Below are 24,010 nucleotides of genomic sequence, written 5' to 3' on the forward strand. Positions count from 1 at the left end.
TCAGATCCGGTCCTCGGCGCGGCGCGGTAACTCCGTGCCGCCCAGTGATTCTCCCGCTTCGACGGGCGCCTGCGGCTCGGCACCCCGCCGATCCATCGCGTACTGAACCACCAGCGCCGCGAACACTATTGCCGCACCGAAGATCTGGTGCGGGTGCAGGACGTCGCCGCGAACGGTGATGCCGAGGATGACGGCGAAGATCGGCATCAGGTAGAAGGCCAGTCCTGCTTGCAGCGGGCCCACCGTCGCGATCAACCAGTAGTTGAGCAGGAACGCTACGGCCGTGCTGATGCCAAGGGCGACAAGGGAACCCACCACCGCCGGGGTGGCGTCGACCGGATGGCCGAGCTGCGGCGCCGCGACCACAAGCATCAGCACACCTGCGACCAGCGCCTGGGTGGCCGCCAGCGACACCTTCGAATAACCGAGATTGCTGATCAAATGTTTGGCGTAGGCATAGGCGATGGCGTAGCAGACGGCGCCGGCGAGGCAGGCGAGCTGGCCGAGCAGCGAGGACCGCGAGCCATCCGACCACGGCGCCATCAGCACGACGATACCGGCGAAGCCGAGCACCGACGCAGTGGTTTCACCGCGACTTCCCTTGTGCCGCAACAGCAACCAAACCACCGGTAGCGAGGCCAGCGGGGTGACGCTGTTGTAGATGCCCGCCATACTCACCGAAACCTGCTCCTGCCCCCAGGCGAACAGCAGCCACGGCAGCGCTTGGCCGAGCACCCCCATCACCAGCAGCCGCAACCAAATTCCCCAGCCGCGCGGCATCCGGCTGCGCAACACCAGGCAACATCCCAGCAGGATGGCCCCGCCCAGCCACAGTCGCGCCGCGACGATCTGGGCCGGGTCGGAGCCACCGAGGGCCACATCGACCAGTAGGAAATTCGAACCCCAAATGGCCGCGAGCGCGATCAGAACAAGGCGGCCAACGGCTTGCATGTCATCGTCTTTCCCGCGGCGACCGGATACGCGTCGGCGGTGAAAATCCGCGGACCGCCCTCGGCGTACCAGGACATGATCTGGGCGTCCAGCCGGGCCCGGTGCTCGATGATGTCGACGACCACCTTCGCGCATTCGTTGCGTTCCTCGGCGCCGACGAAGGAGAATTGCGCGAGCAGATCCAGGCTGACCGCCTCGTGCTCCTCATCCTCGTTGACACCCGAATGCGCGGCGATCGGCCGCGAGAATTCCTCCGGCAGTTCATGTTCCCGGCAACGGGTGAGGAACAGCTCGAGGAAGTCCGGTTCCGGTTCCTCCATCGGGAACAGCGTGCTGAGAATGCCGAGCGGGAATTGATAGGCGAGCACGCCCATGGTGGCCATGATCGACATGGTCGCGGGCAGCGGCTGCATGCGAAGCAGATCGTCGCGGGTGATGCCGACGGCCTGCAACGACTTCTCCAGCATCCGGTCGTGGTTGCGTTCCATTTGGTAGAAGGCCATGAATTGCTGCCACACATCTATTCCGATGTCGTCGCGCGCCAACAGCGGTGCGAGCGCGCGCGGGCACAGGTGGGTGACGTGCCAGTATTCGATGGCATATCCGATGATCTGATTCCTGGTGATCGCCCCGGAAATCATCGCCTCGGTGAACGGGCTGCGGATATTCGCGCGTGCGGCGTCCGCGGCGCGCTTGAGATGCCCGTACGCGCCGACACCCGTCGTACCGCCGTCCGGTTCGTCCCCGCCCGCGTCGATGAGCATGCCCTGCTCGTCCAGCGCGGCCAGCACATCGTCGAATTCGGCTCGGCTGCCCGGGAACCCGGCGGCGAGGTCGTCAGTGGTGTGCGTACCGGATTCGAGCAGCGCGAAGAACTTTCGCGACTCCTCGGCCCGGCCCTCCAGGTATTCGAGTTCGATCCAGCGCTTTCCGTCCAGATAGGAAAGCCGGATTCCGTCGGCCAATTCGCCGATTTCGACCTCGCGGCGCAGGGCCGGGCGCCGCAACAGTTCATGACCGGACATCTGTCACTCCCGAGGTTGTGCCGGTGCGGACCAGCGGCCGCGCCGAATCGCTGTAGTAGTCCAGGATTCCGTTGAAGAATTCCGCGTACGCCTCTACGAACAGATGCGCCTTGCCCACCAGCCGGTCCTGCGTACCGACCGGCAGCGGCGGCAGCGCCGCGAAGAATTCCCGGCTGACGCTGCCGTGATCGTGGCTCGCGTTCACCTTGGCATGCCTGCGCATCGGCTCGACGAAATGCGGTGCGATACCGGCGATTCCGCAGGCGCGCAGGAACGAGTCGTAGTTGGCGCCCTCGCCCTCGGCCTTTTCCAGCCTGCCCTCCAGAATGCCGATGGTGGCGATGAAGAACAGCGGGTCGGTGCGCGCCCACCACGACAGCAGTTTGATCAGGCCCGACGTTGTCGGCAGCGGCCGGGCCGCGACCAGGGCCTGTCTGGTGATGCCGAGGTTCTCGAAGGCCTGGACGACGATATCGTCGTGCCGGTGTTCCTCGTGGTAGAAGTCGTTGGCCATGGAGCGAATGGCATCGCTGGTCGGGTAGGCCAGTATCGCCGAGTCGAATTCGCATTCCCGGGACAGGAAGAACCAATTCTCCAGGCCGAATCCGTAATACACGTGTGGATCGACCTGTTCGGGCTTGTCGAGTATCGCCTCCCAGAATGGGCCCGCGAAAACCAACTCCTCCAGCAGCCGATTCACCACGTGTTCGACGGCGCCGAGCACCACGAGCGCGGATTCGGTGGCGGGCGTCGAGCGATCGTCGAGCAATCCAGAGATCTGCGCAGGCAGCAGCACCGTGGCCAGTTTGTCCTCGGGCAGGCCACTGCGCGCCGAGATCTCGGCGATGGAGGCGGATCCGTCGGCCGCGCGCAATACCGTGCCGAGTTGTTCGGCGGTCACGCCCTCATCCGGTTCGACCTCGAATGTCACCTCCCCGCAACGTAATTCGAAGGTACCGGGAACCGCCTCCGACACCTCCGCCAGGAGGTGGGGCTTGATGGGGATGGTTCGGGTCACCGCGCCGTCCAACCTTTCATGAGAATTCAGGGAGGGTGGGGCGCCCCCGCCGGGCCGCCCCACGTCGCTGCCGGATCACAGATGAACCGCGGTCAGCGCGACAACTTTCGAAGTACGACGGATTTTCATGACACCTCCCCTCGGGGAACACGCACAGCGCCAACCACTCGATGCTGACGCCGAGCGGCCAACGAATAGTCCGATGACCGGACCTTCCGAGCATAAACGAAGCATCATCGACTGGTCATCGAATTTGGTTGAGGCAGTTGGATTTTGGCGAAACCCCGAGACAAACGTTTTGGGGGCAGGACATTTCGCGCAATTACCCGGCGAGGAAGCCGACGATACGGTATGCAGTATCCAATTACGTTGACTCGCTGCACATTTCGTCAAGATTCCGAGCCATTGGACCGAGCCGAACCGCGCAATCTGCGAAGAAATCGACCAAACAGTATGGCAATGCCGAGGTCGAGCCGCGCCGCGGGGGCCGATCACGAGGCCGACTTGTTGATACGCACGTACCAGCTACATGGTGCTGTCGTATCACCACCGGCCGACGCCGGAACAAATCCGGGACTCGGGCACGATTCGCCGCATGCGGTCTCGGAACTGGTCATACTCCACTTGCCTCGGTTCACCGGAAATGACCATCCAGTACCGGTGCAAAACAGCCCATCCACCCGGAATCCGGGGCATAGGATTGAACTCGGTTGGGTTTTGCCCGGAAAGTTGTTGGGTACCAACTGTTTGGGATGTATCGCCCCGGGCCAATGGAGGCTGCGATGACCGACACCCTGTTCGCCGATGTCAGCTACTACCAACCTCCGGTCGACGACTCCTACCCGTACGAGGTCTTCAGCTTCCGCTCCAACGACGGCACCTTCCAGGACCCCAACTTCGCCGCCAATTACCACTGGTCCACCAGCGCAGTCGATTCCGGGCGGCTGGCCTTCTTCATCGTCTATCTCTACCTGCGCCCGAACTGGCTCGACACCGTCAACACGCACCGGAGCATGGTGAGCGCGCTCGGCGGCCCGCATCCGAAGATGGTCGCGATGCTCGATGTGGAATCCGGCGGCAATCCGCCCGGCGACGGCTCCGACTGGATCAACCGCTCGTACTGGAATCTCGCCGACTGGCTCGGCAACCCGGAGCGGGTGATCGGATACGCCAACCCGACCGATTTCTACAACATGTGGCCCGTCCGCCCCGACGGACTGCGGGTCGTCGCCGCCGGGTACGGCTACAACCCGGACCTGCCCGGAAAGATCGCGCACCAGTACACCGATGGCAACGGCTACGGTGGCGGCCTGCCCGAGGGCTGTCCGCCGTTCGGCAACTGCGATATGAATTCCGCCGACGGCCTGGACGCTCACCAATTCGCCGCGGCATGCGGCGTAGGGTCGCCAGCACCCGAACCCACCTTGACCCAGGCCGATATCGATGCCATCGCCGAGGCCGTCGCGGGAAAGATGTTGACGCCCAAGTGGTTCGCCGAATTCATGGTCAGCTACATCGGGCCGATGGGCTCCGATGCCAAGGATATCCGCGAACAGCTCCTCGGCGGCCGCAACACGGGCGAGAACGACGGCTATCCGCAGGGCGGATTCCGCACACTGTACGACCTCGTCGCCGCGATCGCGGCGCATACCGGCGTGCCCGAAACCACCGACATCAAAGCCGGGCCGGAATCGGTCTGAATCAGGACAGGTAGGCGAGCACCGCGAGCACACGGCGATGCCCGCTCTCCTCCGGCGGCAGATCGAGTTTCGCGAAGATATTGCCGATGTGCTTGTGCACCGCCCGCTCGGTGACGGTGAGCAGGCGGGCGAGTTCGGCATTCGAGTAGCCCTGCGCCATCAACGCGAGCACTTCGCGTTCGCGGGCGGTGAGCGCGGCCAGCGGATCGTGCCGATTCAGCACCTGCGCAACGACTTCCGGATCCATGGTGGTGCCGCCCGCCGCGACGTGCTCCAGCGCACGGATGAACTCGTCCACCCGCGCGACCCGGTCCTTCAACAAATAGCCGACGCCGCCGGAACCGTCGGACAGCAGTTCGAGCGCGTAGGTGCGCTCGACATACTGGGAGAACACCAGCACGGGTTGCCCGGGCAGGCGTTCGCGAACCGCGAGCGCCGCCTTGATCCCCTCATCCCGGAAGGTGGGCGGCAGCCGCACGTCGACGATGGTCGCGTCCGGCCGATGCGCCAGCACGGCCGCGAGAAAACCCTCGGCATCGTCCGCTCGGGCGACCACCTCGTGGCCCGCGGACCGCAGCAGCAGGCGCAGTCCCTCGGCGAGCACCGCGCTGTCCTCGGCGATCACGATCCGCACGGGCACTCCATTCGCAATGTGGTCGGTCCGCCCGGCGGGCTGTCGACCGAGAGCGTTCCATCCAGCGCCTCGACGCGCCCGCGCATTCCGGCGACGCCCGTTCCCGCCGATTCGTCGATGCCGCCGTGCCCGTCGTCGGTGATCACGATCGTCAGCAGATCCGTTGTCGCGCATACTGTTACGGTCGCGCGGGTGGCCATGGCGTGCTTGGCGACATTGGTCAGCGATTCCGCGACGACGTGGTAGGCGGCGGATTCGACATTGGCGGGTATCGGCCCGGGCAGGTCGATCTCCAGCCGTGTCGGCACGGCGCACTGCGCGGCCAAGGCGCTCAGCGCGCCGTCGAGCCCGCGGTCGGCCAGGATCGGCGGGTAGATGCTGCGCAGCACCGCGCGCAGCTCGGTCATCGCCTGCTCCGCACCGGCCCGCGCCTGGGCGATGAGCGCGGCGGCCTCCTCGGGTTCGCGGCGGACGGCCTGTTCGGCCAGGCCCAAACGCATTGCCAGACCGACCAATTGAGCCTGTACACCATCGTGCAGGTCGCGCTCGATCCGGCGCAGGTCGGCGCCGTGTGCGTCCACCGCGCCGGAACGCTTGCGCCGCACGGTCGCCAACTCCTGGGCGAGCAGGCGGGTACGGCTCGGTTCCAGCAATCGGCGCGACAGGGCGATGCCGACGCCCGACAACACCGGCACCCCGAATGCGGCGAGCACGACTTCGACGCCGAGCTGGACAACGCCGACGGTCAGCGCGGCGAACCAGCTGTCGATCGCGAAACCACCCGGCACCCTGATCGGATCCGCCGCGGGCAGCAGCCACCACAGCGCGATATCGGCGGCCGCGGCGATCGGCAGCGCGGTCAGGGCCAATCCGAGCAGCCCGATGACGGTGCCGCCCAACGGCATCACCAGCAGCCAGCGCAGATCGCGCCAGGTCTGCCGATCGGCCAGCAATTCGGGTAACCACCGGCCAGCCACGCGCCGGTCCGGCGGCCGCGTGCCGGACCAGCGCGCGATCCGGGCGCGTTCGAGGTCGGCGACGCGTCCGATGACGCGAAGCGCGACGGGCAGGATCAGGAATCCGATCCCGATCAGCAAGGTCGGTGTGGCGAACAGGACCACGACGAGGGCGGGTATCGCGAACAGACCGACCGCCGTGGTGCGGGCGCACTGGGCAACCGATCGGCGGAATACCGCCCACCGCCCGTTGATCTCCCGTCGCGAAAACATCCACTCGATTGTTCCCGCAGACGCGTTCCGGCGCGGTGGAGCGTGCTACACCATCGCTCCGGCAGCCCGCGTCACCGCGCGACCGAGTTGCGCGCACCTACCTTCTCTCGGCATGAAGACCGTTCTCGCCGCGAACCCGCGCCGTTCTGCCCGGGAGTTGTGCACCTTCTTGCTGTTGAGCTATGCCGGAGCCTGGATCGTCGCATCGCCCATGTGGCTCACCGGCTTTCACCGCGATTCCGCCGCACAGGGACCATCACCGCTGGCGGCGTCCTGCATGCTGGCGATGATGCTGGTGCCCGCGACGGTGGCGATCGCCCTGACGCTGCGCGAACACCGCTGGCCGGAGCTGCCCGGTGTGCTCGGACTGCGGTCATCCGCGTCCTGGCCGCTGGCGATTGTCCGATTTGCGTCGGCCGCAATGGTTTTCGTCTCGATCACCGCAGTGGGGTTGGTGGTCGCGAGCGGGTTCGGCCGGTATCACCCACACCTGCCTGCCGACTGGACGCCGATCGCGGGCATGCTCGCGTCCGCATTGGTCTCGGTACCGCTCTATCTCGGTGAGGAGGTGGGATGGCAGGGCTATATGCTGCCGCGCATGCTGCGCTTCGGCGCGGCGCGCGGGGTGACGCTCGGCGGCATCGTGTGGGGGCTGTGGCATCTGCCGATGACCGCGCTCGGCGGCAGCTATCCGGGACATTCGCTGCTGGTCGCGGTGCCTGCCGCCGTTATCTGCGCGGTCGGCGTCGGCGCGGTGATCGCCTGGATCCGGCTGTGGTCCGGATCGGTGTGGCCCGCCGTCGCCGCCCACCTCGGCTTCAACGAATTCGCCCTGCCGTTGACGAAATTCCTTGCGGCACCGGGTTCGACACCGGACCCACTGATCGCCGGACCGCTCGGCGTCACCACCTGGCCCGCCCTGCTCGTCGTCGCCGGCGCGGCGCTGCTGCATCTGCACGGCGGCAGGCGGACGACCGGGACGACTCGGAGCTGAAACCGCTATGCGGGCAGGCGATTCCGTAGTTTCCGCAAGCGAGCCGCGATCTCCTCGGTCGCTTCCATCAGGGTGACGGGGGCGTCCAAGGCAATGATCGCGGCTACGTATTGCGTGATCAGCTCGGCGGAATCGGCGCTCAGGCGGATCGTGCAGGCATCCGGTCCATCGGCGTCGATCGGGCCGAAAACCGTGGCAAACAGCTTGTCCCGCAACGTATCCGCGGCGACGCCGACCCGCAGCACCGCATGGTGCCGGTAGACGGCGCTGTTGAGCGATCGGATCAGATAGGTCGCCGGATCCGGCGCGGGCAGCGGGCGCGGATCGAAACGGGCATGGGTCGGCAGCGGATTCGCGATTCGATCGGCGCGGAAGGTGCGCCAATCAGTCCGGTCGAGATCGAAGGCGATCAGGTACCACCTGTCCGCGACGGTCACCAGGTGGTGCGGCTCGACGCGGCGAGCGCTGGCCGCACCCTGGCGGTGGTGATCGAAACGCATTACCTCGTGATCGCGACAGGCCGATGCGAGCACCGCGAGCACCATCGGATCGGCACTCGGTACGCGCCGTCCCGGGGCGGCGACGGCGGCACCCGCGAAGGCGGCCAGCCTGGGCCGCAATCGTGCGGGCAGCACCCGTTCCAGTTTCGCCAGCGCCCGCACCGCGCTCTCCTCGATCCCGGTGACGCCGCCCGCGGTGATCAGGCCGAGCGCGACCGCCACCGCCTCCTCGTCGTCGAGCAACAGCGGCGGCAGCGCCCGGCCGGACGCCAGCCGGTAGCCGCCCGCGGTGCCGGTGGTGCCGTGCACCGGATAGTCGAGCGCGCGCAGTCGGTCCACATCGCGGCGCAGTGTGCGCGCGCTGACACCGAGCCGCTCGGCCAGTTCGGCGCCCGGCCATTCCCGGCGGCTCTGCAGCAGCGACAGTAGGCGCAGCAATCGTCCCGGCATGTTCTTGCGCACATCGCTCACACCCCCATTGTTGCGGACAAGATATGGCCGCAATGGACCATAGCCTTGGCCGCATGATCGATTCGAGAGACGAATTCGCCGCTCGCCTGCCCGTGCTCATCCCCGGCGACGACGGCTACGACGACGCGCGCACCGGCTTCCAACTGTTCGATCCGCACCGGCCCGCGGTGCTGGTCGCCGCGACCGATCCCGAACAGGTGCGGACCGCGGTCGAATTGGCCGGGGCGCAAGGACTTCCGCTTGCGGTGCAGGCCACCGGGCACGGCCGGGCCGTCCCCACCGAGGGGGTACTGATCAACACTCGCCGGATGTCGGGGGTTCGGGTCGACCCGAAGGCGCGGACGGCCTGGGTCGAGGCCGGAGCGCCGTGGCGGGCGGTGATCGACGCCGCCGCGCCGCATGGTCTCGCGCCGCTGTCGGGCAGCCTGCCCGGTGTCGGTGCGATCTCGTACACCCTCGGCGGCGGTGTCGGCCTACTGGCCAGGCGATACGGCTTCGCCGCCGATCACGTGCGACGCATCGACTTGGTGACCCCAGATGCCGAAATGCACCGGGTCACAGCCGATTCCGATGCCGAGCTGTTCTGGGCGCTGCGCGGCGGTGGCGGCGGTCTCGGCGTGGTCACCGGTATGGAGATCGATCTGGTGCCGGTCGCCCGGATTTACGGCGGCAACCTGGTTTTCGACATCGCACAGGTACCCGACGCGCTCAGCGAATGGGCCCGCTGGACGGCCGATCTGCCGGACGAAATGACCTCGGCCGCACTGACTCTCACCTATCCGGACCTGCCGATGATGCCGGAATGGCTGCGTGGGCGACAGGTCGCCCGGCTGCAGATCTCATACGCCGGCTCGGCCGAGGAGGGCACCCGGTTTGTTGCGCCGCTGCGGCGACTCGGCCCGATCCTCCAGGACACCGTGCGCGAACTCCCCTTCACCGAATCCGGTGCGGTATTCGACGAACCGGAGCAGCCGCACGCCTATCGCGGCCGCAATGTCCTGGTCGACGCGCTCGACCCGGACGATCTGGCCGGGCTCACCAAGGTCGCCGCGCCGTCGGAATCGGTGATGACCATTGCCGGAGTGCGTCACCTCGGCGGTGCGCTCGCACGCAAACCCGGTGTCCCCAACGCTGTCGGCCACCGCGACGCCGCATATTCGGTTTCGGTTCTGTCCCCGCTGCTCGGTGACGAAACCGCGGCCGTCGCCGCGATCCACCGCGCCGCGCTGGCCCCGTTCGCGCCTGCGGCACTTGGCATCTCGCTGAACTTCACCTTCGGTCCGGTCGACGATGACGAGTTCCGCCGAGCCTTCGCACCGGATGATCACGCGCGGCTGACCGCGCTGGTGAAGCGGTTCGATCCGCACGGAATGCTGCTGTAGCGCAAGGGTTTTCGCTGCCTACGAACTTCGACCGCGACGGAAAGCATCGCGTAAGCGCGGCGTTCCCTGCGTGGTGACCAAATCGACGCGGCCGCCGATGTTTCGGTTTTCGGTGGCCGCGCGCAGCAGTGCGTCGGCCAGATCCGCGCGGGAGGTGTACCGCCCTGGAATGCTCGATGGTGCCAAGGTGTAGTCGGTGATTCGAGTGTCGTCGAAGAGTCCGGAAGCCCGGATTATCGTCCAGTCGAGGCCGCTGTCTCGAACGATCGTCTCCATCCGGCCCAAATCGGCGTATGCGGTGCGCCCCAACCTGAGCAGGATCGGCATGAGCACCAGCCGGAAGAGCAAGGTCTCACCCGGTGCCGGTCTGCCAGCGACGCATACCGAGCTGACGCAGACGAGACGCCGAATCCCTTGCGCCGTCATGGCTTCGACGATATTTCCGATGCCATCGGAGAATATCGAGACGGGTTTGCGGGTGTACGTACCACCGAGTGCCGATATCACCGCGTCGTGCCCGCGCACCGCGCTCGCTACCGAATCGGCGTCCAATGCGTCCGCCCGCACGACCCGTACTCGATCGGCGATCGGGAACTCACCGGGGCGGCGAACCGCGGCGGTTACCTTGTGCCCCTTGTCGATTGCCTGCCGGACCACCCGCAAACCGGTACGGCCGTTCGCGCCGAACACCACGAGATCCACTTGATTCTCCACCCCATCGAGAATTATTCCGCCGCATAGCCTTTCAGCAGCGGGATGACGAGCGAATCGATGATTCGCCGGTAATACGCACCGTCTATCGGCGCTTGCTGGTCGAGCAGTCGATAGAAGATCATCGCGGGCACCACATCCGCGATGAGCTCCGTATCGGCACCGTCCGCGATTTCACCGCGCTCGCGCGCCCGGTCGACGATGGCGGTGTAGGCCGCCCGGCGCGGTGCCGCGATGGCCCGGTCGACGGTTTCCCGCAGCCGCTGGTCCCGATTTATCGCCGACGCCATCGCGGACAGGATCTCGTCGCGGCGATTGCTGCGGTCGAGATACATTGCGCCGACGGCGATCAGATCCTCGCGCAGGCTGCCGGTATCGGGCAGCGGCTGATCCCAGGCCAGCGCCTGGATGGCATCGCGCACCAGCTCCGACTTGTCCTTCCAGCGACGGTAAACCGTCGCGCGGCCCGCACCGGCCCGAGCCGCGACCGCATCCATCGTCAACTTGTCGTACCCGACCTCGGGCAGGATTTCGCCGACGGCCGCGAGCAGTGCGCGGTCGCGGTCCGGATCACGCGGCCGCCCAACAGGTTTCGATGCGGCATCGCCGCCGGACTCGGTTGGCACGGCGTCAGCGTAGCTCGATCGCAATTACGAAACAAGAGTGACTTGTATCGAATCTATCCTTACGATTACGTCTATCTACTTATTGGTATCCCAAGCGATCAGGACCTTCCATGACACAGCTCGCGATCGTCACCTATCCGGGTATGACGGCGCTCGACGCCGTCGGACCGTACGAGGTATTGCGTGGCCTGCCCGGCATCGAGTTCAGATTCGTCTGGCACGAATCCGGTCCGATCACGACAGACAGCGGCGCGCTCATCCTCGGCGCGACACATTCCTTCGAGGAGACACCCACGCCGGATATCGCGCTGATCGGCGGGTCGACCATCGCGACGATGGCGACCGCGGGCGATCCCGCGGTCCTGGAATGGCTGCGCGCGGTCCACCGGACCACGACCTGGACGACGTCGGTGTGCAGCGGATCGCTGATCCTGGCCGCGGCCGGGCTCCTCGACGGCAAGGCCGCCACCGGCCACTGGGCCGCTCAGGGCGCGCTCGCCGGGCTCGGCGCCCGGCCGCAGCGGGGCGAACGAATCGTCCGGGACGGCAAGATCGTCACCGCCGCCGGCGTCTCGGCGGGCATCGAACTCGGACTCTGGCTGATCAATGAAATCGCCGGACGCGAGCGCGCCGAGGCCGCACAGCTCGCCATCGAATACGACCCGCATCCGCCGTTCGATTGCGGGCATCCGAGCAAGGCCACGGCGCGAACCAAAGCCGTCGCCGCGGTGCTCGGCAAGGATATGGTCGGCGCGCGTGCCATCGGCGGCGAATTCGTCGCGGGCTCGAAGGTGATGTGGACCAGTGCGATTCGCCGGGCGCGGGCGCGCAGGCGCTGACTCCGTGCTCCGTCGCGTCGCGACGGTGGTTGACTGTGGTCATGCTCGGTGTGCGTGAGGTCGAGGTATTCGAGGATTCCAGGGCGCGGTTGTTGGCGATCGCCTACCGGTTGCTCGGCTCGGCGAGCGATGCCGAGGACGCGGTGCAGGACACATTTCTGCGCTGGCAGGCGGCCGACCGCGAGTACGTCGAGACACCCGCGGCCTGGCTGACGAAGGTACTCACCAACATCTGCCTCAACCAGCTCGCCTCGGCGCGGCTCAAACGCGAATCCTATGTCGGCCAGTGGCTGCCGGAACCGATCCTGGACGGTGACCGGATGCTCGGCCCCGCCGACACCGCCGAACAGCGGGAATCGGTTTCGATCGCGATGCTCACGCTGATGGAGCGGCTTTCGCCCAAAGAACGCGTCGTGTACGTCCTGCGCGAGGCATTCGGTTACTCGCACGGCGAGATCGCCGAGGTTCTCGACCTCAGCGAATCGAACTGTCAGCAGATCTATCGGCGCGCCAAACAACATCTGGCGACCGGACGCACCCGCGTGCACGTCGACGCGGCGGCCGCCCGCAAGATCGTCGAGGAATTCCTCACCGCGGCACTGAGCGGCAACACCGACTCGCTGGTCAGGTTGCTATCCGACGACGCGATCCACATCGGCGACGGCGGCGGCCTGGTGCCGTCCCTCGCACAGCCGATCGTCGGCGCGCTGACCGTCGCCCGATTCCTGCGCGGCAGCTTCAAACCCACCGAACACAAACGCAATATGCTCGGCGGCGGCGCCCCCACCTTCTTCGCGGCGCTCGCCAACGGTGTGCCCGCAATGGTGGCCGTCTCCGGCGACCGCGTCGTCGGCGTCATGACCTTCGACCTGACAACCGACGGCGTCGCAGCCCTACACACCCAGGTCAACCCCGACAAACTCACCCGCGCCACCCAACAGTGGGCCACCACCAACCACAACCACCCCCTCCTCGAATCCTGGTGATTCGCCGGGGGTCTCGGTGGCTATGCTGGCACGGCTGATCGTTTGCTGGGAGGGGTGCCGCGTTGGGTAATAGCCAATCAGTATGGCTGCGGGTGGATTTCGGGGTGGTGGAGACCTCGGCGGCGTTGGTCGGCGCTGATGGTGCTTCGTGGCCGCTGCGGTTGAATGATCGGGCGGCGGCGATGCCGTCGGGTGTGTATCTGTCGCCGTCGACGGGGCTCGAAGTCGGCGCGATAGCGCGGGAATACGGCGTGGCGGATCCCAATCGGTATGTGGCCGAGCCGAAACGGTGGATCGATGATGGGCGGCCGGTCTGCGAATTGGGCGGTACGGCGGTGCCCGTACATGTGGTGGTCGCGGCGGTGCTGCGCGCCGTGATCAACCGGGCACAGGCCGAATGCGGATGGCAGCTGCCCGCGGGACTGGTGCTGACCCATCCACAGCGGTGGACGGCGGCCCAGACGCAGGTGCTGGTGGCGGCCGCGGCGGAGGCGGGATACGCGCCCGATCGGCTCCGGCTGGTCGCGGAGACGCCGGAAAACGTTCCGGTGTCCGGATATTCGGCGCAACTCGGAACCGTTCCCGCCGTTGGATATCCGGCGCGCCACGAAGTCGCGCCGAACGGCGGATACCCTGCACACCACGAAATCGCGCCAAACGCCGGATATCCTGTACAACGCGAAACCGCGTCTGTGGCAGCACAATTCGTCACACATCCGGGCTCACTCGGTCCCCAATCGGGGGTTGCGCAGGCGAATACGGCATCCCGCAGCTCCGTCCGGCTCACGCTGCTGATCGCCCTCGGCGTGGTCGTGTTGGTCGCCGCGGTGGTTACCGGGCTCGCCATGATCGATTCCGGGGGCGGCGGGGAGCAGGGCCCGAAGGAACCGTTCGAGAAGATCGCCGTCGGTCGCTCACAAGGCGTCGGCTACACGGCCGTCGACCCGGTCGATCACCGTGCGTACACGTCCGACACCTCCAGCAATACGGTGTCCGTCATCGACACCGTTGCGAAGAAAACCATTACGCAGGTGCAGATCGATTCCGTACCGCGCTCGCTGGCGGTGGATCCGCAGAATCACACGCTCTGGGTGCTCAGCGGGAAATACCAGGATGGTTTGGGGCTGAAGAAGATCGACACCACGACCAACACCGTCGTCGGTACCGCGACGGCGCCGGACAGCACGCGAGAAATCGCGGTCCATCCCGTCACCCATGAGGTGTACACCAGTCAGGCCAATGGTGATGTCGTGGACCGAGCCACCGGCGCGCGGGTGGTGGCCTCGACCATCGACCCCACCACACTGCAGATCAACGGCCGGGTCCTGGCACCGGGCCACGGCATCGACATCGCCATCAATCCCGACAACGGGCAGGTGTACCTCTACGGCGGTGACGATGTGAAAATCGTCGACCCGACCACCAAATCCGTGGTGAAACGGATCGAATCCCCCGTCCGCGGACAGCGGATGGTCGTCGACCCGCGGACGAACACCGCATTCGCGTCATCGGAGACCGGCATCGTGGTGATCGATCTCGCCGGCGGCGCCTACGTCAAGACCATCGGCATCGGCCACAAAGTGTTCTGGCTGGCAATCGATCCGGCCGTCGGCAAGGTCTACGCACCCGAAACCGGCGCCTCCGGCACCGCCCGCCTCACCGTGATCGACACCGCGACCCGCGCCGTCGCGAGCGCCATCGATATGGGCGGCTCCGCCGAGGGCCTCGCGGCAGATCCGGTGTCCCACAAGGTCTATGTGCGTCCGCTGCGTTCGTACGTGTACGTCGTCGACCCCTGCGCCTCGGTGCGGTGCGGCTGATCCGTTGACGCGCTGGAGTTGGTCAGTGCGTCATAGACCCAGTTGTGGGCCTGCCCCACGGTGACCCGGGCGCCGAGGAACCGCGCCGTCAGTTTCCAGTAGCAATGGATACGGTGGTCGGTGTCGGTTGCGTTGCGCAGCAATCGCTCCCGGAAATGCGGGGAGTCGCGGTCCCCGCGCGCGCTGGCATGCGCGTCGACGAAGCGATCCAGTTCGCTGCCGCCGTGTGGCGGCACACCTTCGGTCACGTGCGCGACAACATCGGTCATCACCTCGCTCACGGCGGAGTACAGTCCGAGGCGGTCGCGGATCAGCTCCGGCTCGTTCCGCCAGAGTTGTTGTCGCACAGTTCTTTTCATATCCGGATTGGCGGCGAGCGCGGCCAGCTCGGCATATGCGACCACCTCGTCGACGGACGGATCGGCGGGCGGCTCCGGGACATTCCAGTACACGTAGATGTCGATCTCGCGGCGCGGTATCGGGGCGAGGACGCGCCGCCAGAACCGCACCAGGCACTCGTGTGCCGCATCGCCGTCCTGCGCGGCGGCCAGCAGGGCGAGGCGCTCGGCCCGCTGCGCCGGAGCGGCCGCCTCGACGGCCCGCAGCGCCGCCCGCCGCCAACCCAGTGATCTGAATTCGATATCGAGACGGGCGCTTTCGGCGGAGACGGCATCGGCGATCGACCGGTTCCCGTGCAGCACATCGGTGATCGAGCCCAATCCCAGACCGAGTGTGCGCAACCGCCGGACCAGCAACAGTCGCTCGATGGCGCTTTCGGCGTCGAACATTCGATGCCCGCCCGCGCTTCGCCGGGATTCCAGAATGCCTTCGTCACAGTAGAACCGGATCGTGCGCACCGCGAACCCGGTGGCACGCGCCAATTCTCCGATGCTCACCAGAGCGCTTGCCTGTGTGCTGTCTGTCACAACGTGTTGAACCTCCACCCCGGTGGAGCTTTTAGCGTACTGGCACCGCCGCACCACACCGTTGCGGCACACACCGAGGAAGGGTGCCTAGTGGCAACAACGCAGGAAGAGATCGTCGCCGCCATCGGGGAAATCGTCGAGGAGGTGACCGGCATCGACGCCGCGGACGTGACGATCGAGAAGTCCTTCGTCGAGGATCTGGACATCGACTCGCTGTCGCTGGTGGAAATCGCGGTACAGCTGGAGGACAAGTACGGCATGCGGGTTCCCGACGAGGACATGGCGAGCCTGCGAACCGTCGCGGACGCGGTGGCCTACGTGCAGCGGATGGAGGCCGAGAAGCCCCAGCTCGCCGCGGAGATGGAGGCGAAATTCAAGGAGGGCCAGGCGAATTGATTGCCGATCCACAGTTGAATCCCGCCGCCATCGAACTCGGCAGCTTCTTCCCGCAGCCACCGGACACCGTCTGGCGCGCGTTGACGGAGCCGGATCTGTTGGCGCGGTGGCTACTTCGGCCGACCGGATTCGCCGCGACGGTCGGCACCCGGTTCCGATTCACCATCCCGGACCCGCCGAACGACGAGATCGCCTGCGAGATACTGATATCCGAGCCGGGTGCGCGGCTGACCTACACCTGGACGTATCCGCCGCTCGACGGCATCGCCGATTGGACGATCCGCCCACAGGGCCGCGGCACCCGACTCCTGTTGACGCAGACGGGTTTCGACATCGAAGACCGTCGACAGCGGATGGTGCGCAATGCGATGGAGCGGCGCTGGAAGCGTCACGTCCTGCCGCGCCTCGGCGAGGTCATCCACCGCTGACCGTGCCGTGCGGGCCTTCGAAGGCACCACTTTGCTTTCGCTGAATGCATGTCGGCCACCATGTCCCGACGCCGAATAGTGCGGAAGGCAGCTGTTCTCCTTGGAGCAACGCACCCAGGACGCACGTGCGCATGCGGGTCGTCAGTGACGTCGGATGTCTCGGCGCCAGCGGGCGGGGGGTATGTGGTAGCGGTTCTTGAACGCGCGGCTGAATGCCGCTTCCGAGGTGTAGCCGACTCGCTCCGCGATGAGTGGGATCGAGAGGGCGGTGTCGCGGAGCAGGTCGGTGGCGGCGTCCAGGCGGACGTGTGCGAGGTAGGTGGCCGGGGGTGTTCCGACGCGGGCGGTGAATCGGGCGGCGAATGCCGACCGGGATAGGTTGCACGCTCGAGCGAGTTCCTCGACCGTCCAGTCATGGCTGGGGTCCCGGTGAATGGCGCTCAGGGATGGACCTAGATGCGGGTCGAACGCACCGGCCAGCCAGTTCGGTTCGGCGTCCTCGCCCGCGGCCCAGGTGCGCATGATCTGGATGAACATCAGATCGAGGATGCGGGAGATCATGACCGCCGAACCCTGTGAGGGCGAACGCATTTCGATGAGGAGCATCCTGCGGGCGACTTCGAGCCCTTCCGGCACAGGGGTTCCCGCGCCGCCGAGGACGACCACGGCGGGCAGGCTCCCGAGTAGATGGCTCGCCTGCGGGTCGCCGATCGTGAATGTTCCACAGAGCCAACGTGTTTCCTCGGGGGCGGTGATCGCTCGATTGCTGATGCGGTGGGAGTCGCCGCGCGGGAGCAGGACCATATCGCCGCGGCTCACGCACTCGACGTGTGGGTGCCCGTCGACCCGGAGCTCGACTTCACCCTCCTCGATGATGTGCAGGCTGCCGAATTCGGCGAAGCCGATCGAAAAGGTCTGCGGCGGAGCGTATTCGGCGATCCGTTCGCCGCTCAGTCGAACGGATCGAAGCAGTTCCGAGAGCAAGTCGTCGCCGACCGCGGGCGGATCGCCGGGTGTCTGTGGCGATCCGAGCGAATCAGCTTGCGTCGCTGGACGATCAGCAAGTTTTCCCGGCGGAGCGGTCATGGTCGCTGCCCATTCCTCTAATTACTGTCGACAACCGTGAGCGGGTGCGCTCGCTGGTATCAAACAGGATCAACCGAGAGGTAAGCCATGGCGGAGCAAGGTAATCCCACGAAGATCAGCTTCATCTACTCCAACCCGACCGACCCGGAAGCCTTCGAAGCGGCTTACCCGGAACAGCTGACGCTGGCACGCAAGCTGCCCGGACTGACTCGGCTGCAGGCGTCGAAGGTCTGGCCCAAGGAGGACGGCAGCCCGACCCCGGCATACCGACTGCTGGACCTGTACTTCGCCGACTATGCGGCCGCAAGCGCCGCCGCCGCGGAGGCAGGCCCCCTTGTCGCCGCCACCCGGGAGCACGCCACCGGAGGGGTTGCGATCGCATTCGCCGAAGTCATCGAGGACTTCTGACCCGACGACGCGAATCCTCCCGGCCACACCGATGAATTCTGGATGGATCCATCGTCGATACGTCTGGATACACCGACAGCGGTCGGTGACAGCAGATCCGGACAGTGAGCGGGAGGCGCGGTGAGCGGTATCAGGGTGTTGGTGGCGGGGGCGAGCATTGCGGGGCCCGCGCTTGCCCACTGGCTACGTCGGCGGGGAGCCGAAGTGACCGTGGTCGAGCGGGCCCCCGAGCTGCGTCCCGGCGGGCAGGCGGTGGACGCGCGCGGGGTGACCAAGGAGGTCATCCGGCGAATGGGATTGGACGCGGCCGTGCGCGCGGCGCGCACCGAGACCGCGGGCGCGTACACCGTGGACGCCGACGGGAACGTGCTGGAAACCTATCGCGCGGACGATAACGGCGGCGACGGGTACATCTCGGAGATCGAGATCCTGCGCGGAGACCTGTCCCAGGTGCTCTATGACGACACCCGCGACGAAGTCGAGTACCTCTTCGGCGACCGGATCGCCGAGCTCACCCAGGATGCGGACGGAGTCGACGTGGTCTTCGCGAGCGGCGACCGGCGGCGCTTCGACCTGGTGGTCGGGGCGGACGGACTGCATTCGGCACTGCGCGCGATGGTCTTCGGGCCGCACGAGCGGTTCGTCCGCCATCTCGGACTCGTGCTGGCCTTCTACAGCGTGCCCAACGAGTTCGGGTTGGATGGCTGGCTGCTCGACTATCAGGATTCCGGGCGTTCGGCCGGCCTGCGACCCATCCGGGATGCCACCCGGGCGATGGCCATGTTGTCCTTCCCCTCGGGGGACTTCGACGTCGACTACCGCGACGTCGCGGCTCAGAAGAGCCTGCTTCGCGAGCGGATGGCCGGGATGGGCTGGATGACCCCGCGCATCCTCGCCCACCTGGACGACACTCCGGACTTCTACCTCGATCAGGTCGCCCAGGTGGCGATGGACCGTTGGTCGAGCGGACGGGTGGCGTTGCTCGGAGACGCGGCGTTCAGCTCGTCACCGATGTCCGGAGGGGGTACCGGGCTGGCCCTGGTCGGCGCCTATCTGCTGGCCGGAGAGCTGGCTGCCGCCGAATGGGACCCGGAGATCGGGTTCGCCCGGTACGAGACTCGGATGCGTCCGTTCGTCGAGGCCAATCAGGAGATCGGCCGGTTGCACGTGCGCAGCCTCATTTCCCCCGAACCGAGCGCGGATTTCGACGCCGAGTGGTTCGCCGAGTTGATCGAGCGCGCCATCAACGGCGTCGAACTGCCCGACTACGCAGGGGTGCCCGACTCCGGGACCCCTGCCGGAGCGCCGATCACCTCCTCCGCCAAACCATAGGCGCAGATCCCGCGGCCGAGCCGATAGCTATCTACTATGACCGCATGGCGGCGATATCCGAACTGCGTGACGCGCTGGAGCAGTCCGCGCTGGAACACCGCGTGCGGGCGTTCATCTACACCTGGCTGTGGCTCATCGAGCCGCCCGTCAAGGATGCGCGGCTCGTGCTCGATCTACTCGACGAGCACATCGCCATGCGGCTGTCCGATGGCCGCACGATCACCACCCGTGCCGACATCACGGCCTGGTACGAGCAGACCGCGGGAGCCGTCTCGGCAAGCAGCCATCGCATCACGGCACTACACGTCCGCGCCGGCGACGCCGGAACCGTTTACGCGAGTATCGATTTCGCGTGGCAGGGCATCGGCCCGGGCGACCAGGCCATGACGGCGCGCACACACCACGAATGGACCCTCGTCGACACGGGCGGCCCCCTGATGAAACTGCGCGATTTCGCCGTCACCGCACTGAAGCCCTTCGCCCCCAGCAGTATCGACGCGGCACTCGCCGAAGTCGGCCATTGACCCCGCGTCCGCCGGGCACAGTCCTCCGGCTATGAACACCGTAGTCGTCAACGGATCTCAACTCGTCCCCGTCGCTGCTTTGGCGGTCGTACCCGATAGCAGGGCACTGTCGGCCCGGCCGGAACGTCCGCGCAGCGGATCGGTCGTGTGCTCTCATGGGGGTGATCCACATCCCCACAGTGATGGGAGATCCACTATGTCCGACAACGTAATCGACTGGTACGACTGCTCTGGCAAGCCCGATGGCAACTACGTTCACCCGAGCGACCCCACGAAGTTCATTACATGCGTAGCCGAGAAAATCGCATACGAGAGAAGCTGCCCGCCGGGCACCCGATACGACCCGGACACCGACACATGTATCCCGATGTGACACAGGCGAACCCGGCAGTCCTTGAATGAGTGCGACCAAGTTCGTCGAGATCGACGGTCGCGGCTTCTGGGCGCTGGACGATGCGCTCGATGTGTGGCTTGCCTATCTGGTCGACCAGATCGGCGATCGGTCTCGCGCAGACGACACTTGGATTGCCGATTTGCGTGACCAGTGGAGCCTTACCGCCGCGATCAGCGATTACGGCATCACGATCGACTTCGACACACAAGAGCATCGCGACCGGATCCGCGAATTCGCCGAGGCTGCCCGCCGCGCCGCATCGGAGGTCGGCGATGTGACCCCGGATCGGCTGCGCCAGTGGCTGATTCTGGACGACATCGCCGAATCGGACGGCCACGCACGCCGCCCCGAAGGCGTCCAGCTGAACCGCATACTCGAGGTCGCCGACGGGTTCATCGCGCTCCTGGACGGGCGGCTGCCTCCGGACCCGCCGTCGGGCTGGTGGTTCCTCGGAACCGGCGAGGGAATGAGCGAAATCGGCCGGTCGATTCGTCCCTCGAACCCGTAGCTACATCACCTCGGGCACATGACATTTCAACCAACTTCGCCGACAGGCGGGCGGCGCAACACTGGATCAGCGCGAGCCGAGCACGCAGAATCGGTTCCATGGCTGCCGGCTCGAATCGTCGCCTACTGTTCCTCGACGTCGACGGAACATTGCTGCCGCGCAGCGCCGGTGCGCCGTCGGCCCGCGAAATAGACTGGGCGGCATGGCAGCATCCGTCGAACCCCGCCTTGTCCGGGCTGACCCCACGCCTCGGCGATCAACTGCTGGCCCTGGACTGTGAGCTGATGTGGGCCACCGGCTGGGGCGAAGACGCCAACCGGGTGGTGGCCCCGATCCTCGGCCTGCCGTCGCTACCGGTGGTGACTCTGCCCGAGCACCCCGACGGCGACTACTACGATGACGAATTGCATTGGAAAACAAGGACCTTGGTTACCGTCGCCGCCGGACGTTCGTTCGTCTGGGTCGATGATGAGATCAGGCAGCAGGATCGAACTTGGGTGCGCGGCAACCATCCCGGACCCGCCCTCCTCCATCGGATCGACAGCGCCATCGGCCTTCTCGACGCCGACTTCACAATCCTCACCGACTGGCTACGGGCATCTCCATAAGCGCCACAGCCTCCTTGAACCGCGCACCCGCAACCACCTCACACGGCTGGCCCGGCGAACTCGAGCGCGCTGCAATGTCGACAGACAGGAGTCCATGCATCACCCCGCGGTATCGTCTCCGCTCAGACTCCAGAGTGATCCCGGTGAATGCCGCAGGCTCCTACCGTCATCGGCATGCCTCGAACGAAAAAATTGCGAGACAACCACGCCCACAGGATCATTCGTGGCAGCGTCGCGCTCCTCGCGTCGGCTGCCGTCCTCGGGGGCTCGGCCGTGGGCGGCCTCGGCGTGGCCGTCGCCGATCCCACCGGCCAGCCCGTGAAGCCCACGGTGGCGGTGATCGGGCTGGGCGGAACGATTGCGGGCGCATCGGATCGCCGCACGAACGTCGAGACCTACGAGCCCGGCAAACTCTCGATCTCGGACCTGGTCGGCTCACTGCATCCGGAGGTCGCCGACGTGGCCGACGTGTCGACGGAGGAGTTCGGTCATCGGGGCTCCACCGATTACACCCTCGCCGACTACTACGACTTGGCCCGGTTGATCGATCAGCGGCTCGCCGATCACGACGCGGTGGTCGTGAGCAGCGGCACCGCGACCATGGAGGAGCTGGCCTACTTCCTGGATCTCACGGTGCGCAGCACCAAACCGGTGGTCGTCACCGGGGCGATGCGACCGTGGACCGCGATCGGTAGCGACGGGCCGCCCAACCTGTACAACGCGATCCGACTGGGCGCCAGCGGGCGGACGAAATGTTTCGGCACCACCGTCACCCTCAACGACCAGATCTTCCCGGCCCGCGACGCCACCAAAACCGACTCCACCCGCCTGAACACCTTCACCACCCGCGAATACGGCGACCTGGGCACCATCGATGAGGCAGGAGTGCGCCTGCAGCGCGCCCCCGCCCGGATCAAGGATTGCGGCGACCCGGGTAAATGGGAGACCCCGTTCGACCTGTCGACCATCACCCGCGAGTCGCTGCCTCGCGTCGAGATCGCCTCCGCCTACCTCGCCGCCGCCGGCGAGCCTGTCACCGCTGATGTGGGGGCCGGCGCCAAGGGAATCGTCTTCGCGGGCACCCCGTCCCCCGGGCAGATGACTGCGGCCACCGCGGCCGCCGGCCACGGGGTCGCCGTGGTCGCTGCCAACGGATACGGTGCCGGCGCGATCTCGGTCGACCCGAAAGTCGGGGTGATCAGCGCCGGCGACCTGGCACCGAAGAAGGCCCGCATCCTGCTGCTGCTCGCCCTCACCAAAACCGCCGACACCCATCAGATCAGCGAGTGGTTCCGCCGCTACGGCAATGAGCAGTTCTGAGAGTCGCTTCGACCGCAAGCTGCCCCGTCGGTAGTGAGATCGGCTGCGGCCCATAACCATTCGATCATGCCGCCGATCGCGCTGACCGAACCGGCCGATGCGCGGCAGCGGCAAGCACCGAGCCCCACCCGAACACCGGATGGGCTCGACAGACCCGAATTCCTATACGTTGAAACGGAATTCGACTACCGCTGCGCGGGCGTTGGTAGACCATCGGAATCGGTTGGGCAACAATGTCTTCCAACGTACGCACATGCCGATGTGAGGTAGGTCCGACGAGTTGGTTGCGTCGGCCGCCGTGCCCGGTTGGCCGGATCCCGAAGGCGGATGAGCGTTGTTGATGTAGTCGATCGCGGGCATGCGCTACGGCGCGGCGAAGTCCGCGCGGTGGTCGTGGATCCACTGTCGATAGGTGCGTGGCTGTTCCGAGGGCAGGATCGTCGAAATAGGGGTCGGTTCGATCGGGTGCAGGATGGCGCGGTGGTAGTACCGCAGCAGTGAGTCGGCGATGTGGGACGGGGTGTGCTGCTCGGTCAGCAGTCGGTGACCGATGGCGGGCGAGACTTCTTCGAACCGGACCGGTTGGCCGAGGGCTTCACCGATCAACTCCGCTTGTCCGGCTTGGCTGATCAGTTCGGGTCCGGTGAGCACGGGCGCTGTCCCGGCGAGACTGTCTTCCAACATTGCGGCGGCCGCCGCGGCGGCCAGGTCTTGCTCATGGATCGGAGCGATACGAGCCTCGGCATAGGCGGCGCGAACGACGCCGTGCGTACGAATCAGGGGTGCCCACCACATGGTGTTGGTGGCGAACATACCGGATCGGAGGAATACCCATTCCAGTCCGGTCTTTTCGATGTGGCGTTCGAGTTCCCGGTGTGCGGTACCGGTGTGATTGTCGGGATGGTCGTCGAGCACCGATGAGGAGGACAGCAGCACGATGCGCCGCACACCGTGCGCCACCGCTCGAGACAGAAACTGCTCGGCGGTGCCGGGCACCGCGGCGGCGTTGAGGAATACTGTGGCGACCCCGTCGAGCGGGAACTGTCCGGCCGGCGCCGATACCGTCTCGACGCCTGGCGGCAGGCCAGCGGCTGCGGGGTTGCGAGTGACGGCTCTGACGTCGGCGCCTGCCGCGTAGAGCCGATCCACGAGGGCCCGGCCTACGTTTCCGGTTGCTGCCGTGATCAGAAACAT

At 66.4% G+C, this 24,010-nt stretch carries 26 protein-coding genes; 15 read left to right on the top strand and 11 right to left on the bottom strand.

The window, feature by feature from the left end; genetic code table 11:
• Genes F5544_RS38375 through F5544_RS38385 form a run of 3 tightly spaced genes read right to left on the bottom strand, consistent with a single transcriptional unit; the run spans position 1 to position 2,994 of the window.
• On the bottom strand, positions 1 to 951 hold the full coding sequence (locus F5544_RS38375) for a DMT family transporter (protein ID WP_167477686.1): 951 nt from the start codon (positions 949 to 951) through the stop codon (positions 1 to 3).
• A complete protein-coding gene (locus F5544_RS38380) occupies positions 924 to 1,976 on the bottom strand; it encodes an iron-containing redox enzyme family protein (RefSeq protein ID WP_167477687.1) in 1,053 nt (350 codons plus the stop codon). Before F5544_RS38380 ends, F5544_RS38375 begins: the two co-directional genes overlap by 28 nt.
• Entirely contained in the window at positions 1,963 to 2,994 is a 1,032-nt protein-coding gene (locus F5544_RS38385; RefSeq protein WP_167477688.1) for a hypothetical protein, read from the bottom strand. The genes F5544_RS38380 and F5544_RS38385 overlap by 14 nt, the downstream gene beginning before the upstream one ends.
• A 782-nt stretch (positions 2,995 to 3,776) precedes the next feature.
• On the opposite strand from F5544_RS38385, the gene F5544_RS38390 reads away from it, so the two are divergent.
• Complete coding sequence (locus tag F5544_RS38390) at positions 3,777 to 4,694, top strand: hypothetical protein (protein WP_238846881.1); 918 nt, start codon at positions 3,777 to 3,779, stop codon at positions 4,692 to 4,694.
• A gap of 1 nt (position 4,695) precedes the next feature.
• Here F5544_RS38390 and F5544_RS38395 read toward each other — a convergent pair whose 3' ends face one another.
• Both F5544_RS38395 and F5544_RS38400 read right to left on the bottom strand, forming a co-directional pair.
• Positions 4,696 to 5,328: a response regulator transcription factor gene (locus F5544_RS38395; protein ID WP_167477689.1), complete on the bottom strand. Its 633-nt coding sequence runs from the start codon at positions 5,326 to 5,328 to the stop codon at positions 4,696 to 4,698.
• Positions 5,316 to 6,557, bottom strand: coding sequence for a sensor histidine kinase (locus F5544_RS38400; protein ID WP_167477690.1), 1,242 nt, complete (start codon positions 6,555 to 6,557; stop codon positions 5,316 to 5,318). The genes F5544_RS38395 and F5544_RS38400 overlap by 13 nt, the downstream gene beginning before the upstream one ends.
• 112 nt (positions 6,558 to 6,669) lie before the next feature.
• Between F5544_RS38400 and F5544_RS38405 the strand changes: the two genes are divergently transcribed.
• Positions 6,670 to 7,551, top strand: a complete 882-nt coding sequence (locus F5544_RS38405) for a CPBP family intramembrane glutamic endopeptidase (RefSeq protein ID WP_167477691.1) — start codon at positions 6,670 to 6,672, stop codon at positions 7,549 to 7,551.
• A gap of 5 nt (positions 7,552 to 7,556) precedes the next feature.
• On the opposite strand, the gene F5544_RS38410 is transcribed toward F5544_RS38405, so the two are convergent.
• Positions 7,557 to 8,522 (bottom strand): helix-turn-helix transcriptional regulator, encoded by a 966-nt coding sequence (locus F5544_RS38410; protein ID WP_238846882.1) that lies wholly within the window; start codon positions 8,520 to 8,522, stop codon positions 7,557 to 7,559.
• A gap of 53 nt (positions 8,523 to 8,575) precedes the next feature.
• Between F5544_RS38410 and F5544_RS38415 the strand changes: the two genes are divergently transcribed.
• The gene (locus tag F5544_RS38415; RefSeq protein WP_174867482.1) at positions 8,576 to 9,904 is read left to right on the top strand and encodes an FAD-binding oxidoreductase; all 1,329 of its coding nucleotides are present in this window, start codon (positions 8,576 to 8,578) and stop codon (positions 9,902 to 9,904) included.
• An 18-nt stretch (positions 9,905 to 9,922) separates the two neighbouring features.
• On the opposite strand, the gene F5544_RS38420 is transcribed toward F5544_RS38415, so the two are convergent.
• Both F5544_RS38420 and F5544_RS38425 read right to left on the bottom strand, forming a co-directional pair.
• The gene (locus tag F5544_RS38420) at positions 9,923 to 10,618 is read right to left on the bottom strand and encodes an NAD(P)-dependent oxidoreductase (RefSeq protein ID WP_238846883.1); all 696 of its coding nucleotides are present in this window, start codon (positions 10,616 to 10,618) and stop codon (positions 9,923 to 9,925) included.
• A gap of 11 nt (positions 10,619 to 10,629) precedes the next feature.
• The gene (locus F5544_RS38425) at positions 10,630 to 11,241 is read right to left on the bottom strand and encodes a TetR-like C-terminal domain-containing protein (protein ID WP_167477693.1); all 612 of its coding nucleotides are present in this window, start codon (positions 11,239 to 11,241) and stop codon (positions 10,630 to 10,632) included.
• Positions 11,242 to 11,351: 110 nt separating this feature from the next.
• Here F5544_RS38425 and F5544_RS38430 point away from each other — a divergent pair, with 110 nt between their 5' ends.
• The 3 genes from F5544_RS38430 to F5544_RS38440 all read left to right on the top strand — a co-directional run bounded on the left by F5544_RS38430 (position 11,352) and on the right by F5544_RS38440 (position 14,886).
• Positions 11,352 to 12,080: a DJ-1/PfpI family protein gene (locus F5544_RS38430; protein WP_167477694.1), complete on the top strand. Its 729-nt coding sequence runs from the start codon at positions 11,352 to 11,354 to the stop codon at positions 12,078 to 12,080.
• A 41-nt stretch (positions 12,081 to 12,121) separates the two neighbouring features.
• A complete protein-coding gene (locus F5544_RS38435; protein ID WP_167479780.1) occupies positions 12,122 to 13,066 on the top strand; it encodes an RNA polymerase sigma-70 factor in 945 nt (314 codons plus the stop codon).
• 62 nt (positions 13,067 to 13,128) lie between these two features.
• Positions 13,129 to 14,886: a YncE family protein gene (locus F5544_RS38440; protein WP_167477695.1), complete on the top strand. Its 1,758-nt coding sequence runs from the start codon at positions 13,129 to 13,131 to the stop codon at positions 14,884 to 14,886.
• On the opposite strand, the gene F5544_RS38445 is transcribed toward F5544_RS38440, so the two are convergent.
• Entirely contained in the window at positions 14,820 to 15,812 is a 993-nt protein-coding gene (locus F5544_RS38445) for a MerR family transcriptional regulator (protein WP_167477696.1), read from the bottom strand. The two genes, F5544_RS38440 and F5544_RS38445, sit on opposite strands and share 67 nt — an antisense overlap.
• Before the next feature lie 90 nt (positions 15,813 to 15,902).
• On the opposite strand from F5544_RS38445, the gene acpM reads away from it, so the two are divergent.
• Both acpM and F5544_RS38455 read left to right on the top strand, forming a co-directional pair.
• Positions 15,903 to 16,208, top strand: coding sequence for a meromycolate extension acyl carrier protein AcpM (gene acpM, locus F5544_RS38450; RefSeq protein WP_167477697.1), 306 nt, complete (start codon positions 15,903 to 15,905; stop codon positions 16,206 to 16,208).
• Positions 16,205 to 16,636 (top strand): SRPBCC family protein, encoded by a 432-nt coding sequence (locus F5544_RS38455; RefSeq protein ID WP_167477698.1) that lies wholly within the window; start codon positions 16,205 to 16,207, stop codon positions 16,634 to 16,636. Before acpM ends, F5544_RS38455 begins: the two co-directional genes overlap by 4 nt.
• A 141-nt stretch (positions 16,637 to 16,777) precedes the next feature.
• On the opposite strand, the gene F5544_RS38460 is transcribed toward F5544_RS38455, so the two are convergent.
• A complete protein-coding gene (locus F5544_RS38460; RefSeq protein WP_167477699.1) occupies positions 16,778 to 17,722 on the bottom strand; it encodes an AraC family transcriptional regulator in 945 nt (314 codons plus the stop codon).
• An 87-nt stretch (positions 17,723 to 17,809) separates the two neighbouring features.
• On the opposite strand from F5544_RS38460, the gene F5544_RS38465 reads away from it, so the two are divergent.
• The 7 genes from F5544_RS38465 to F5544_RS38495 all read left to right on the top strand — a co-directional run bounded on the left by F5544_RS38465 (position 17,810) and on the right by F5544_RS38495 (position 22,816).
• Complete coding sequence (locus tag F5544_RS38465) at positions 17,810 to 18,130, top strand: EthD family reductase (protein WP_167477700.1); 321 nt, start codon at positions 17,810 to 17,812, stop codon at positions 18,128 to 18,130.
• Positions 18,131 to 18,271: 141 nt separating this feature from the next.
• A complete protein-coding gene (locus F5544_RS38470) occupies positions 18,272 to 19,462 on the top strand; it encodes an FAD-dependent monooxygenase (protein WP_238847533.1) in 1,191 nt (396 codons plus the stop codon).
• A 44-nt stretch (positions 19,463 to 19,506) separates the two neighbouring features.
• A complete protein-coding gene (locus F5544_RS38475) occupies positions 19,507 to 19,986 on the top strand; it encodes a hypothetical protein (RefSeq protein ID WP_167477701.1) in 480 nt (159 codons plus the stop codon).
• A 196-nt stretch (positions 19,987 to 20,182) separates the two neighbouring features.
• Positions 20,183 to 20,359 (top strand): carbohydrate-binding module family 14 protein, encoded by a 177-nt coding sequence (locus F5544_RS47690; RefSeq protein ID WP_167477702.1) that lies wholly within the window; start codon positions 20,183 to 20,185, stop codon positions 20,357 to 20,359.
• Positions 20,360 to 20,384: 25 nt separating this feature from the next.
• A complete protein-coding gene (locus tag F5544_RS38485) occupies positions 20,385 to 20,888 on the top strand; it encodes a hypothetical protein (RefSeq protein WP_167477703.1) in 504 nt (167 codons plus the stop codon).
• A 98-nt stretch (positions 20,889 to 20,986) separates the two neighbouring features.
• Positions 20,987 to 21,496: an HAD domain-containing protein gene (locus F5544_RS38490; protein WP_167477704.1), complete on the top strand. Its 510-nt coding sequence runs from the start codon at positions 20,987 to 20,989 to the stop codon at positions 21,494 to 21,496.
• Positions 21,497 to 21,670: 174 nt separating this feature from the next.
• Positions 21,671 to 22,816, top strand: a complete 1,146-nt coding sequence (locus F5544_RS38495; protein WP_167477705.1) for an asparaginase — start codon at positions 21,671 to 21,673, stop codon at positions 22,814 to 22,816.
• A 363-nt stretch (positions 22,817 to 23,179) separates the two neighbouring features.
• Here the strand turns inward: F5544_RS38495 and F5544_RS38500 are convergent, their stop codons facing one another.
• Positions 23,180 to 24,010 (bottom strand): SDR family oxidoreductase, encoded by an 831-nt coding sequence (locus tag F5544_RS38500; RefSeq protein WP_167477706.1) that lies wholly within the window; start codon positions 24,008 to 24,010, stop codon positions 23,180 to 23,182.

Source organism: Nocardia arthritidis, assembly GCF_011801145.1.
Classification (GTDB): Bacteria; Actinomycetota; Actinomycetes; order Mycobacteriales; family Mycobacteriaceae; genus Nocardia; species Nocardia arthritidis_A.